Genomic DNA, 12,259 nt, shown 5'->3' with positions numbered 1-12,259 from the left:
AGACGGCGGCAATCTGTTCGGCCGCCGCCCGCTGCTACCGCCTCGCCGCAGCGCGCATCATTCGGTAAGCGCTTTCCACCCGCGCCGGATTCGGATAGTTCTTGTTGGCCAGCATCACGATACCCAACCGTTCACTGGGCACAAAAGCGGCATAGGCGCCAAAGCCGTTCGTGGAACCGGTTTTGTTGAGGTAGGCGTCGCCGCTGCTCAGTACGGGTGGGACCAGCCGGACCGCCGCCTTGGGTTCGAGCGCCATCTGCGCCGAATTGCCTTCCAGCAGCTTTTCAAGCGTCACCGGCGGATCGTACAGCTCCCAACCCAGCCCCTGCCTCATGGGCCCGACCTGGCAGTAAGCGGTGGTCGCCGTCTCGACCGCGCGGCGAAGGACGGGATCCAGTTCGGTCCGTGAAAGATGCGCCTCAAGGAAGCGCAACAGGTCTGGCGCCGTGGTCTTGATGCCGTAGGCTTCTGCATCCAGCACGCCGGGAGTGACCCGTACCGCTTTGCCCGCCTTCGTATAGCCGTAGGCATAGTTTTGCATCTGGGACTCGGGCACGTCAAGATAGGTGTGGTTCAAGCCCAGCGGGGCAAGCAGATCCTGCCGCATGGCTTCCTTGAATGGTTTGCCCAGGCTGCGCGACGCCAGCAGGCCGAACAGACCGATGCTGGGATTGGAATACAGCCTGCGCGAGCCGGCGGGATACTCGGGTGCCCAGCTGCGATAGAAGTTGATCATGCGCTGGTGGTCAGTGACTTCAGCGGGAAACTGCAATGGCAGTCCGCCGGCGGTATACGTGGCAAGGTCGAGCAGGCTGCTGCTGCCCGCCGCACTGCCGGCAAGCTCCGGCGCATACTTCTCCGCCGTGTCGGACAGCGCAAGCCTCGGCCGTGCCAGTGCGTACGCCCCCAGCACGCCTGTAAACGTTTTGCTGATCGATCCCACTTCGAAGAGTGTCTGCTCGGTAACGGCGCGCCCGTGCTCCACGGACGCCACGCCGCGGGCATAGAAAAAAGATTGCCCCCGATGCGTCACGGCCACCGCCATGCCGGGAATGGCATGCTCGCGCATCAGGCGCTGCATTTCCGTGACGACGGTCGTGTCCAGCCCGGTATGCGAATGCGCACGCGCGGTCCGCATCACGTTGGGCAGGAACAGGGATCCGGCCGCCAAGCCGCCCAGCTTCAGTGCGGTTCGTCGTCTCATTGCGTCAATTTCCTGTGATGTTTCCGAAGTCGCGCGGCGTCGCCGGATACCGCAAAAGAACGCCTGGAACGGAATACGCTACCGGCGCAGTGCGTTGCTGCCGGGTGCATCGGCATGGTGCGGCGCCGGGAGGCCATCAACGGACGTGCCCCTGCGCGACGGCCTGGTTCGTGCCTGCCTTGGGCGCGTTCCATCCCATCCAGTTGTAAAGGTAGTAGCGGGCGATACCAACGTACTCATGCAGCGCGAAATCGGCTACGGCGAAATTGTAGGCGAGGGGAATGGCGGAGTATTCGGCTCGCAGGTAGTCGCTGCGCACCGGCAGCGGTTCGACGCCAAAGTGCTCCAGATAAAGCATGCTGCGCCGCAGGTGCAGGCCGGATGACACAAGCACGACCCGGTCGGGTGCGTGCTTTTTCAGCAGCTCGCTTGAAAATTGGGCGTTGTGCCAGGTGTGCAGACTGTCGGGTTCAAGCAGGATGTCCGGCCCGTTTACGCCCAGCGATTGCAGGACGTCTGCATATACCTGGGCCTCGGATATGCCCAGCCTGGCCGGATCGCCGCCGCTGAGCAGCAGCTTGCAGTCTTGTGCGACCGCACGGCAGTGCGCGTAAAGCTTCGCCGACTCTGCCAACCTCGAATACGCGTACAGGCCGGGTTCGACGGTGTACTCGACGCGCATGATGCCGGCGCCTGGCACCAGGATGACGTTGCGCGTTCCCCACGCCAGGTTGTCCTGCCGGCTTTCGTACCCCGACTGCAAGGTGCCGGCCAGCATCGCGGCCATGGGCCCGCACCCGACCGCCAGCACGCAGACCCCTGCCAATGCCCAACAGGCCGCCGCTGTCCGCCGCCACTTCAACCACCGGATGCCCAGCGCGATCAGGCATAGAACTACCACCAGCAACAGGGTCACGTGCATCTCCGTCGGTCGAAAAGACGGCAATACTACTCGTACGAAGTTGCGCAGCGCTAGTGCTCACGCGCTTCCAGATGTTGCCAGCTGCGCCGACTAAGTCCTGGCGGTGACTTCGCGCAGCCGGACCTCGTCAGACGCGATGGCGGCCAGTTCCAACAGGGTTCGCTTCTGGCTCGCGTCGAGCCTGCGCGGGTGATAGTCCACGATACAGATCGAGCCCAGTGCGAAACCGTCCGGGTCGTATACGGGAGCGCCCGCGTAGAACCGGAGATGAGGGGCGGCGGCCACTGCGGGATTCTGCGCGAACCGGGGGTCTGCCGAAAGATCGCGGACTTCGAATACACCCCGTTGCAGAATGGTGTGATTGCAGAATGCCCACGACCGCGGAGTCTCGGTGAGTTCCAGCCCCTGGCACGATTTGAACCATTGCAGGTCAGGGGTCAGCACGCTCATCAGGGCGATGGGGCTTCTCAGGCCCCATGCCGCCAGCCAGGTCACGCGGTCGAACTGCTCTTCTGCCGGCGTATGGACCAACCCTGATCGTTGAACCGCTTGCAGGCGGCTCGCTTCGTTAGGGGCGATTGGAAAGTCGCCCTTTATGACGCGATCGATCAGATCGGAAGGATCCTGGGTAAGCAGTCTGACGGTCTCTGCCAGGGTCTTGGGTCCCGCGCGGTGAACCCGGCCGGGCAGCGACTCGATGTCGCCGCGCGACCGGGTTGTCACAGCCACCAGCCGCGTGTTCTTCAGGCGGCTATCGGTGGCCAGCGTACGCAAGAGTTCAAGCCCTTCTTCAGGCCATGCATCCAGGTCGACCACTGCGAGCGCCGGCGAGCGGGCGCCCGCTGCGACGGCGGCCAGCCACGTGTTGGGAAAGAAGTGCGGGACGACATGCCCGATCGAATCGAGCAGCTTGCGCAGTTCCGCCTGGCGCGCCGCCGCGGTGACGACATAAACGGTGGCTGACGCCGCCTCGCCCGACCCTCGGGACTGCTCCATGAAGGCTTCGACGTCGGACCGATGTACGCGTCGGTGCCCGCCGGGCGTCTTCCAGGAAGGCAGGCCGCCGCTTTCAATCAACAGCTGAGCGGTCCGGACAGATATGCCCAAGAGCTTTGCGGTTTCGGTGGTGGTGAGGACCTTGTCTTCCATCGGCCTGGGTACGCGCGCTAGCGGAATGGTGCGTGCCGACACGCTGACCGCACAGTTTAACGCAGCCGCCAAAGCGGGGACGGATCAGCGATGCAATGATTTGAAAACATTAAAATTTGATAGTTTTGATATTTTCGATATATGCTGCGCGGCGCCTGACCCTCGGGTCCGGCTCCTTCAACCTCAGCAACGGAACCGCTTGTGAAACAGCAATACCCTGATGCCGACCCCGTGCCCATGGATAGCCGCGCCAACCATTTCGATTTCATCGTGTGCGGAGCCGGAACGTCCGGCTGCGTCGTCGCCGGCCGGCTGGCCGAGAACCGCGACGTGCGCGTCCTGCTGATCGAGGCGGGCGGCGACGACGATCATCCGCATGTCATGGAGCCCGGCAACTGGCCGCACAACCTGGGCAGCGACCGTGACTGGAACTTCGCCAGCGCGGCGAACCCGCACCTGAATCAGCGGCAGATGCCGCTGAACATGGGGCGCGGGCTGGGCGGCGGGTCCAGCATCAACGTCATGGTGTGGGCACGCGGCCACAAGAACGACTGGGAAGACTTCGCCGCCGAAAGCGGCGACCCGTCGTGGAACTACGCGTCCGTACTGAAGATCTATCAGCGCGTGGAAGACTACTGGGGCGTGCCCGATTCGCTGCGCCGTGGCACCGGGGGCCCCGTCCACGTCGCCCCCGCTCGCGATGCCCAGCCTATCGCCAGCGCCATGCTCGAAGCCGCCCGGCAGATGGGCGTGCCCGTGTACGACAATCCCAACGGCGAAATGATGGAAGGCCGTGGCGGTGCCGCAATCAACGACCTGATCGTGAAAGAAGGCCGGCGCCATTCCATCTATCGCGCCTATGTGCATCCCCGGCGCCGCCAGGCCAACCTCACTGTGCTTACGGATACCTGCGTCAGCCGGCTGGTATTCGAGGGCAAGCGCGCGGTGGGCGTCGAGGCGCTCGTCAACGGGCAGGCACGTCGCTTCTACGCCGATTGCGAAGTCATTCTGTCGCTTGGCGCGGTGAATACACCCAAGCTGCTGATGCAGTCGGGGGTGGGGCCGGAAGGAGAACTGCGCCGCCACGGCATTCCGCTCGTACAGCATTTGCCCGGTGTGGGCGCCAACCACCAGGACCACGTCTCGTGCGCGGTGATCTTCGAGTACGAAAAGCCGCAGGCCATCGGCCACGGAGGATCGGAAGCCACGCTCTACTGGAGCAGCGACAGTACGCTGCGTCTGCCCGACATGTTCCATTGCCAGGTGGAGTTCCCGGTGCCCAGCGCTGAAACAGCCGGGCCCGGCGTGCCCGCGCAAGGCTGGACCATGTTCGCGGGCCTGGCGCATCCCCAGAGCCGCGGACGCATCACCCTGTCGGGCCCGAACCCCGGCGACGCTCCCGTCATCCGGGCGAATACGTTCTCACATCCCGCGGATGTGCAATGCGCGATCGATAACATCCGGTTCGTGCAGGAACTCGGCGCGCAGCCGGCCTTCCGCGGCCTTGCCAAGGGCGAGCGGCTTCCCGGCAGACTCAACGCGAAAGAGCTGGACCACTACATCCGCAATGCCGCGGTGACGTATTGGCACCAGTCCTGCACCGCAAAGATGGGGCGCGACGCCATGTCGGTGGTGGACGGACAACTGCGCGTCTATGGCGTGCAGGGACTGCGCATTGCCGACGCGTCCATCATGCCGCACGTCACCAGCGGCAACACCATGGCGCCCTGCGTCGTCATCGGCGAGCGAGCCGCCGACGAGATCCGATCGGCGCATCGTGCCTGAGCACTGACCCTCGGGACGGAACGACTATCCCTGGACGCGGACCCGCCGCCGCGCACGCTATCCGGCGCAGCAGGCGGCCCCGACCCTGTATCCCACACCCTTGAGCAAAAAAAGTGAACATCGATACGACGAATGAAATAAGCAGACCCTCTCGATCCGCCTGCCGGGCGGGCAGAATCCTGGGCACCATAGTGACACTGCTGCTGAGCGCGGATGCCGCCGTGTGTCTTTTCGCACCGCATCTGCTGGCGCCGAACCTGAAAGCCACGGGCTTTCCGATTGAACTCGCGCCCGCCATTGGCGCAGTGCTGGCGGTCAGCGTCCTTCTCTATCTGTGGCCCCGCACCAGCATGGTGGGCGCCATCCTCATAACAGGATTTCTCGGCGGCGCCATTTGCACGCACGTACGCATCGGCGAATTCGGCTCGCCTTCACAGATCGTCAGCGTCCTGCTGGGCGTGGGCGTGTGGGGCTCCCTGTATCTCCGCCATGGCGCATTACGCGCCCTGCTTCCGCTGGCCGCGCGCTCGCAATAAGACTTCCCGTACGCGCCACCGCATGCCGGGCGCCGCTTGCGTCTGCCCGTGATGCCGCACGGCCACGACATGCGGTCAGAAGCGCGCGGCGGTAGAACAAGGACACGAACTCACATGAAAATCTTGATAGTAGGCGGCGGTGTGGCCGGCCTGTCGCTGGCCATTGCGCTCAAGCGGCGGGGCCTTGATGCACACATCGTCGAACGGCAAATCAACGATACGCACGCCGGCACAGGCCTGTTCCTGCCCGGCAACGCCACGCGTGCCCTCGGCCAGCTCGGCCTGCTGGAACGCATACAAGCCCAAGCCATGCCCGTCGAGAACCAGACGATCATGGACCGCCATGGGCGCTTGCTTTGCAATACGCGCACGGCAGATGTGTGGGGCATGTGCGGGCCCTGCCTCGCGCTCCCCCACGCTTCGGTACACGGCCTGATGCGCGATGCCGTGCCACGATCCGCCATACGCTACGGCGTCTCGATCACCGACATTCGTCAAGCCGGCCGAAAATGCGACGTCCTGTTCACTGACGGAGCGTCCGAATCCTATGACCTGGTCGTGGGTGCGGACGGTATCAATTCATGTGTGCGCAAGATGGTCTCGCCTTCGACCATACCCGAATACAGCAACCAGGTGTCCTGGCGCTTCGTCACCCGCAACTCTACCGGCATCGACTGCTGGACCGCCATGCTGGGGGACGGCTGCACCTTGCTGGCCATACCGTTAACCCCGGGGCAGGTCTACGTGTATACCGATATCACCCTGCCCAAGGGCGCGGACCACGAATCGATGCGCCATGTACACCCGCGTCAGCTGAAAGGGTTCACCGCGCCGGTATTTCCATTGGTCGATCAGGTGTCCGACCGCACCCAGATCCATTTCGGCCGTATCGGGCGGGTCGTCATGAAGCAGTGGGTGTTCGGACGCATCGTGCTGATGGGTGACGCGGCCCATGCCTCGTCGCCCAGCATGGCGGAAAACGCCGGCATGGCGATGGAAGACGCCCTCGTCCTTGCCGAGACGCTCGCCACGCAAGGCGACGTCGATGCCGCACTCGGCGCGTACCAGCAACGGCGCCAGCCGCGCGTGGGGTGGGTGCAGAAGCAATGCGCCGCGCGCGACAAGATGCGATCTCTACCCTCATGGGCTCGTTCCAGCGTGTTTCGGATGCTCGGCAACAAGCTCTACAGGAAAAGCTACGGACCGCTGCTCGAGCAGCCTTAGGGCGCTCAAAATCACCAAGCCCTACTTATATGGAAGAAGCCATGAAATACAGAATTGCCAAAGCCGCACTGGCCATCTTTGCGTGGTCCCCGCTTGCCTATGCGCACGCCGCGGAAGAAACCGATGTCCCCCCGAGCGCTTCTACTGAGACTCGCGCCGCGGTACGGGAAGCTCTGGTTCTCGCCCAAGCCAGGGGAGAGCTGAATCCGGAAGAGCAGACCCATGTACCTGCTGTTGCATCGACCCTGCGGCGCATCGACATCGTGTCCGACCTCGATGCCTGGAACCGATCGGGGCTGGCGCAGGAATGGCATACCAACAATACGCCCGATACCGGTAGCGCGAGCTACCTCCGCAAACGAAAAGACTATGAACAGGCCCGCAACCTCACAGGCGTTCGCGTCAGCCTTTAGGCGTGTGACGGGTCTGTCTGTGTGAAGGCAAACCGGGGCCCGGCTCGAATCCGATCAGCCGGGCCCTTGGCGATGGCGGAAGAACGCCTGAGCCGACGACGCCACGCCGCCAGGCGTTATTGCGTCGCGCCTGTGTCGCCACCCCATCTCCGCGCCGCGCACGTCAGTGCGGCGTGACGTCATTCAGATGCTGTGCATCCCATGGCCGCCGGGCCAGTCAGACCCCAGGCCCTGCTCTATTGGTGCCCCCGCATCAACAGCATGCTTCCCGCCGTATGCCTACCGCGCGCCAGCGCGCGAACCTAGGATACAGCCATCCTTTCTTTCCATGAGGCTTGCGTCGTCAGCCCCACACCCCGGGCTTGCGGAGCGAGTCCATCGCCGGCTCACGACGCCAGGCGGAAAGGATGACCTGCGGACACCCGCAGGCTGATCCGGCGCCCTATCAGCCCAGCTCTACGTCACGCGGCCCGCGCCCTGCCCGTGCGCCGCGCAACCCATCGGAGATATCCTCATGCTCGCTGTTGAAAACACACAGGCTCCCGCTGCCCACGTCCCCCACGACCCGGTACCGTCCCGTTACGCAGTGCAGATCGGCAAGATCGAAGCGCTCGTGATCAGCGATGGCGTCCTTCCGTTGCCCACCGCCACCATGGCCACCAACGCAGATCCGGCGGACCTCGCCAAATGGCTGGACTACATGTGCATGCCGCCCGACGCCTTCGATTGGCCGTTGAATGTGATGGTCGCCCGAAGCGGCGATCAGACGATTCTGATCGACGCCGGGTTGGGGCGGCAATTTTCCGGTTTTCCACGCGCCGGCCAGCTGCCGCAACGCCTGGACGCCGCGGGCATCGCACTGGAATCGATCACGGACGTGATCATCACGCACATGCACATGGACCATGTAGGCGGCCTGCTGGTCGACGAAGTGAAACAGCGCCTGGGCGCGAATGTCCGCATTCACGTCTGCGCCACGGAAGTGGACTTCTGGGTATCCCCCGATTTCTCGCAGACAGTGATGCCCAAGCCGGTACCCAATGTGCTGCGCACCACCGCCACCAGCTTCTACAACGAGTATCGCGACCGGATCCAGGTCTTTCATGACAAGCGCGAGGTTGCCCCCGGCGTGTTTGTGCGCATGACAGGCGGACACACACCGGGCCATAGCGTGGTGGACCTGACGTCCGACGGCGAGCGACTCACTTTTGCCGGAGATGCCATGTTTCCGGTCGGTTTCGATCATCCCGACTGGCACAACGGATTCGAACACGATCCCGAGGCATCGGCCCGCGTACGCATCGGATTGTTTCGCGAACTGGCGGAGAGCCGGGGGTTGCTGGTCGCCGCCCATCTGCCTTTCCCCTCTGTTGGACATGTCATGGTGGACGGCGACGCCTTTCGCTGGGTACCGATTATCTGGGACTACTGATCGCCGCCACCTCAGCTCGGCCGCCCCGTATTGGTGCACACAGGGCAACACCGTGGTCCCTGCCGCGTACCTTCCGGCCGACTCGCGGCACACCTACGATTTGATCAACATCGCGGCATGCCCTTCCCAACTGACCTGAACGCTGACTAACCAAGGAAACATCATGACCCAACGACTGAATGCCTACGCACAATCGCCCGAACTGTTCAAGAAATTCGTGGAGTTCGGCATGCTGCTGAAATCCAGCGCCATTGAACAATCAATTCTGGACCTGATCGAGGTCCGCGCATCCCAGATCAACGGTTGCGGCTTCTGCCTGGACATGCACGTGAAGCAATCCAAGATTCATGGCGAGCGTGAACTGCGCCTGCACCATGTAGCCATCTGGCGCGAATCCACCGAATTTTCACCGCGCGAGCGGGCATGCCTGGCCTGGACGGAAGCGCTGACGACACTGGACCCGCATGGGGTGTCCGACGACATCTATGAGCGCGTGCGCTCACAACTGTCGGAGAAGGAAATCGCGGACCTGAGCTTCGCCGTCATGGCGATCAATGGATGGAATCGCCTAAATGTGGGCTTCCGTACGGTGCCAGGCTCTGCCGACAAGGCTTATGGCCTGGACAAAGCCACGTTCAACTAAGGAGAACATCATGAAAATCCTCGTCATTGGCGGCACGGGGCTCATCGGCTCCAAGCTGGTGAAGCGGCTGACCGAGCGTGGCCATGATGCTGTGGCAGCCTCGCCGGCCACCGGTGTCAATACGATCACCGGCGAGGGCCTGGACTCGGCCCTGGCAGGCGTGCAAACGGTTGTGGATGTCGCCAACTCGCCTTCGTTCGAAGACCGCGCCGTGCTCGATTTCTTCGAGACGTCGGGGCGCAACCTGCTGGCGGCCGAAGCTCGCGCCGGGGTCCGGCACCATGTAGCGTTGTCGGTCGTAGGCACGCACCGCCTTGCAGAAAGCGGTTACTTCCGCGGGAAGATCGCCCAGGAACAGTTGATCAAGGCGGGCGGCATACCCTATTCCATCGTGCAAAGCACACAGTTCTTCGAGTTCCTGGGGGGCATCGTGCAGTCCGGAACCATTGGCGACGAGGTGGTGCTGTCACCCGCCTACATACAGCCCATTGCGTCGGATGACGTGGCGCTCGCCATGGCCGAAGCCACCCTGGCCGAACCGGTCAACGACACGGTTGAAATTGCCGGGCCGCATCGGATGCGCCTGGCGGAGCTGGTACGGCGCTACATGGATAAAATTGGCGACGCACGCCGGGTGAAGGCCGACCCTGAAGCGCGGTACTTTGGTGCCCGGCTCGACGATGCCACCTTGGTGCCCGGACCCGGGCCCCATCTGGGATCGATCGACTTCGAAACCTGGTTCGACCGGTCACGCCAGCATTAGCCATCGCACATTCGAGGACCTTCATGAGCAAATTGCAGCCCCCTTCTCAGTCGATCCTCGAAAAGTACCGGGGGGACGAGTTTTTTCCCCTCTACACCACCAGCGTGACGGTGCGCGGCGGCGAAGCCGCGCACGGGCGTGCGTCGGGCATCGCCATCTCCGACGATGGCGAACTGGCAGTCGATCTGCGGTTGCCTGTGGAGCTGGGCGGCCGCGGGGGGGGCACCAATCCTGAACAGCTGTTTGCCGCCGGTTATGCCGCCTGTTTTCACGGTGCACTGGCCATGCTGGCGGAGCGCGCCGGGGTTGTCCTGACCGACGCGGCAGTAACGGCGACCATCTCTTTCGGGCGAGACCCGGTCGATGGATTGTTCGCCCTGACTGCCGATATCAATATTCACCTGCCCGGGCTCGACAAGGCAGTGGCCGAAGAACTGGTACGCAACACGGAGCGCCTTTGTCCTTACTCGCAAGGCGGCATCCAGAGCGTGGTCGCGCTTACGCAGTAGCTCACGTCGGCAGACGCAGCACACTGTCTATGGTCTGCAGGTCCAGGGCGCGGATTCTCTCCGTCATGTAGTCGATGAACACTCGAATGCGCATAGGCAAGTGCTGGCGGCTGAGAAAGCATAGGTAATGACCGCGGTCTTCAGGAGCATATTGCGGAAGGCAAGCCAGCAGCGTGCCGTCACGTAAATGCTCGCACACCTGGTAGCCCGCCATCTGGGCGAGTCCCTGTCCCTCGAGCACAGCCTGCAGCACCAGATCGGCGTCATTGAAAGTAAGCCTGGCCGGTGGAGCAAACTTGTGCAGCCGGCCGCCAATCTTGAATTCCCAATCGAACGTCCGGCCCGACGCCAGCCGGAAATTGACGCACTGGTGATCGGCAAGCTCTTCCACACTGGCCGGCAGCCCATGGGCGGCCGCATATGCCGGGGACGCACACAGCATCATCTGCATGGGAATGATCTTCTTCGCGATGACCTGGCTGTCTTCCATGCGGCCGTTTCGAAACGATACGTCGATCCGATCTGCACTGAAGTCGGTCGGGGCATCATCGAGCACCAGTTCGACGGAGACATCAGGGTAGGCTTGGCAGAATCCCCGCAGCAGCGGCGCAACCACCTTGCGTCCGAAACCCACGGTTGAACAGACATGCAGCTCACCGGCGGGCGGTCCCTCGCGAAGCTCGCGCATGCTGTCCAAGGCCTGCACGATGCGCTCGACGCCAGGTTGGCATTGTTCGTAGAACCGCTTGCCCTCGGCCGTCAGGGACGTGCTGCGCGTGGTTCGCACGAATAAGCGCGTGCCCAGCTGATCTTCCAGTTTCTGTACGCTGCGGCTGACTGCCGAGCGGCCGATGCCGAGCCGGTCGCCCGCCTTGGCGAAATTGCCTTCGGCCGCCACGGCGATGAAAGCCGTTACGCCCGCGTAGCTGATGGCGAAGGTTTCGGCCAGCGTGTTGCGCCCCTGAACGGGCAAGGCCGCTGGAAAGACGGGAGAAGGTGTCGTCATGATGGGTGCCGCCATGAGTGGTTTGATTCTACCCACTAAGACGTACCGGCAAGCCATTTTGTGACGCCACAGGCAAAAAAAAGGCCTACTTACAGGAAAAGGCCTTTTCAATCAAAAACTTGAACGAACCAACGCTATTACGCCTGCCGTGGTTCACTTCAGGGGGATGAGTGCAGGAGCCCCCTGCCGCTTGACAAGCACCGCGAGGAATCGGGCCGGTTCGGTCTGGCTTGCATTGCGCCCCACGGTATGGATATCGTTCGGCCCCTCGTAGTACGTCTGGCCCGGGCCAAGGGCGACTTCCTTGCCGCCTTCGACCTGCATGACGATGTTGCCTTCGAGCACGTAGACAAATGCCGAAGCATCATGGCGATGAACAGGGTCCGCACCGCCGGGCGGATAGTCAACGAGGATCATCATTCCTTCTTTGCCCGGCAAGCCAGGCAGGGGCTGGGTCATCAGGGCGGTGACGACGGGATCGGCGGCGTGGCCTGCGGACGCCCCGTGATGCGGCGAATCCGCGTGTGCAAACGCGCTGGCGAGCAGCAGCGCGCCGACGGCGGCGCCACGCAAGCCGTAGGTCTGGGGGTGGAACATGGAGATCTCCTTGAAGGGTGGGATGGCCACCACATCGTAGGAGTTCGAGTCAGGCTCCGGTAGGCCCACGCCATGG

13 protein-coding genes are annotated in these 12,259 nt (G+C 63.2%); 8 read left to right on the top strand and 5 right to left on the bottom strand.

Annotation, left to right across the window (positions count from 1 at the left end; translation table 11 throughout):
• Positions 1-34: 34 nt before the first annotated feature.
• The 3 genes from ampC to ACV17W_RS16265 all read right to left on the bottom strand — a co-directional run bounded on the left by ampC (position 35) and on the right by ACV17W_RS16265 (position 3,275).
• Positions 35-1,204, bottom strand: coding sequence for a class C beta-lactamase (ampC, locus tag ACV17W_RS16275; RefSeq protein WP_462593368.1), 1,170 nt, complete (start codon positions 1,202-1,204; stop codon positions 35-37).
• A 136-nt stretch (positions 1,205-1,340) separates the two neighbouring features.
• Positions 1,341-2,126 (bottom strand): YdcF family protein, encoded by a 786-nt coding sequence (locus ACV17W_RS16270; RefSeq protein ID WP_462593367.1) that lies wholly within the window; start codon positions 2,124-2,126, stop codon positions 1,341-1,343.
• A 90-nt stretch (positions 2,127-2,216) separates the two neighbouring features.
• Positions 2,217-3,275, bottom strand: coding sequence for a helix-turn-helix domain-containing protein (locus ACV17W_RS16265; protein ID WP_462593366.1), 1,059 nt, complete (start codon positions 3,273-3,275; stop codon positions 2,217-2,219).
• 201 nt (positions 3,276-3,476) lie between these two features.
• Here ACV17W_RS16265 and ACV17W_RS16260 point away from each other — a divergent pair, with 201 nt between their 5' ends.
• The 8 genes from ACV17W_RS16260 (at position 3,477) to ACV17W_RS16225 (ending at position 10,580) form a co-directional block, all read left to right on the top strand.
• Positions 3,477-5,060, top strand: coding sequence for a GMC family oxidoreductase (locus ACV17W_RS16260; RefSeq protein WP_462593365.1), 1,584 nt, complete (start codon positions 3,477-3,479; stop codon positions 5,058-5,060).
• 191 nt (positions 5,061-5,251) lie between these two features.
• Positions 5,252-5,596, top strand: coding sequence for a DoxX family protein (locus ACV17W_RS16255; RefSeq protein WP_462593364.1), 345 nt, complete (start codon positions 5,252-5,254; stop codon positions 5,594-5,596).
• A 114-nt stretch (positions 5,597-5,710) separates the two neighbouring features.
• Positions 5,711-6,820, top strand: a complete 1,110-nt coding sequence (locus ACV17W_RS16250) for an FAD-dependent oxidoreductase (RefSeq protein ID WP_462593363.1) — start codon at positions 5,711-5,713, stop codon at positions 6,818-6,820.
• 41 nt (positions 6,821-6,861) lie between these two features.
• Complete coding sequence (locus ACV17W_RS16245; RefSeq protein WP_462593362.1) at positions 6,862-7,233, top strand: DUF4148 domain-containing protein; 372 nt, start codon at positions 6,862-6,864, stop codon at positions 7,231-7,233.
• 514 nt (positions 7,234-7,747) lie between these two features.
• Positions 7,748-8,665 carry an MBL fold metallo-hydrolase gene (locus ACV17W_RS16240; RefSeq protein ID WP_462593361.1) on the top strand — a complete coding sequence of 306 codons (918 nt, stop codon included), beginning with the start codon at positions 7,748-7,750 and terminating at the stop codon, positions 8,663-8,665.
• A 163-nt stretch (positions 8,666-8,828) separates the two neighbouring features.
• The gene (locus ACV17W_RS16235; protein ID WP_462593360.1) at positions 8,829-9,308 is read left to right on the top strand and encodes a carboxymuconolactone decarboxylase family protein; all 480 of its coding nucleotides are present in this window, start codon (positions 8,829-8,831) and stop codon (positions 9,306-9,308) included.
• Positions 9,309-9,318: 10 nt separating this feature from the next.
• Positions 9,319-10,071 carry an SDR family oxidoreductase gene (locus tag ACV17W_RS16230; protein ID WP_462593359.1) on the top strand — a complete coding sequence of 251 codons (753 nt, stop codon included), beginning with the start codon at positions 9,319-9,321 and terminating at the stop codon, positions 10,069-10,071.
• A 23-nt stretch (positions 10,072-10,094) separates the two neighbouring features.
• Complete coding sequence (locus ACV17W_RS16225; protein WP_462593358.1) at positions 10,095-10,580, top strand: Ohr family peroxiredoxin; 486 nt, start codon at positions 10,095-10,097, stop codon at positions 10,578-10,580.
• A gap of 1 nt (position 10,581) precedes the next feature.
• Here the strand turns inward: ACV17W_RS16225 and ACV17W_RS16220 are convergent, their stop codons facing one another.
• Entirely contained in the window at positions 10,582-11,586 is a 1,005-nt protein-coding gene (locus tag ACV17W_RS16220; RefSeq protein WP_462593357.1) for a LysR family transcriptional regulator, read from the bottom strand.
• 153 nt (positions 11,587-11,739) lie between these two features.
• Positions 11,740-12,183, bottom strand: a complete 444-nt coding sequence (locus tag ACV17W_RS16215) for a cupin domain-containing protein (RefSeq protein WP_462593356.1) — start codon at positions 12,181-12,183, stop codon at positions 11,740-11,742.
• Between the last annotated feature and the right edge of the window lie 76 nt (positions 12,184-12,259).

The organism is Bordetella sp. MIP270_01_BMS, from assembly GCF_054958705.1.
This window is presented reverse-complemented; position numbering and strand designations above follow the sequence as displayed.

Excerpts from the sequence above, each read along its gene's own strand:
- ampC (WP_462593368.1), bottom strand. The coding sequence starts at position 1,204 with ATGAGACGACGAACCGCACTGAAGCTGGGCGGCTTGGCGGCCGGATCC.
- ACV17W_RS16240 (WP_462593361.1), top strand. The coding sequence starts at position 7,748 with ATGCTCGCTGTTGAAAACACACAGGCTCCCGCTGCCCACGTCCCCCAC.
- ACV17W_RS16220 (WP_462593357.1), bottom strand. The coding sequence starts at position 11,586 with ATGACGACACCTTCTCCCGTCTTTCCAGCGGCCTTGCCCGTTCAGGGG.
- ACV17W_RS16215 (WP_462593356.1), bottom strand. The coding sequence starts at position 12,183 with ATGTTCCACCCCCAGACCTACGGCTTGCGTGGCGCCGCCGTCGGCGCG.
- ACV17W_RS16235 (WP_462593360.1), top strand. The coding sequence starts at position 8,829 with ATGACCCAACGACTGAATGCCTACGCACAATCGCCCGAACTGTTCAAG.
- ACV17W_RS16265 (WP_462593366.1), bottom strand. The coding sequence starts at position 3,275 with ATGGAAGACAAGGTCCTCACCACCACCGAAACCGCAAAGCTCTTGGGC.
- ACV17W_RS16230 (WP_462593359.1), top strand. The coding sequence starts at position 9,319 with ATGAAAATCCTCGTCATTGGCGGCACGGGGCTCATCGGCTCCAAGCTG.
- ACV17W_RS16270 (WP_462593367.1), bottom strand. The coding sequence starts at position 2,126 with ATGCACGTGACCCTGTTGCTGGTGGTAGTTCTATGCCTGATCGCGCTG.
- ACV17W_RS16250 (WP_462593363.1), top strand. The coding sequence starts at position 5,711 with ATGAAAATCTTGATAGTAGGCGGCGGTGTGGCCGGCCTGTCGCTGGCC.
- ACV17W_RS16245 (WP_462593362.1), top strand. The coding sequence starts at position 6,862 with ATGAAATACAGAATTGCCAAAGCCGCACTGGCCATCTTTGCGTGGTCC.
- ACV17W_RS16225 (WP_462593358.1), top strand. The coding sequence starts at position 10,095 with ATGAGCAAATTGCAGCCCCCTTCTCAGTCGATCCTCGAAAAGTACCGG.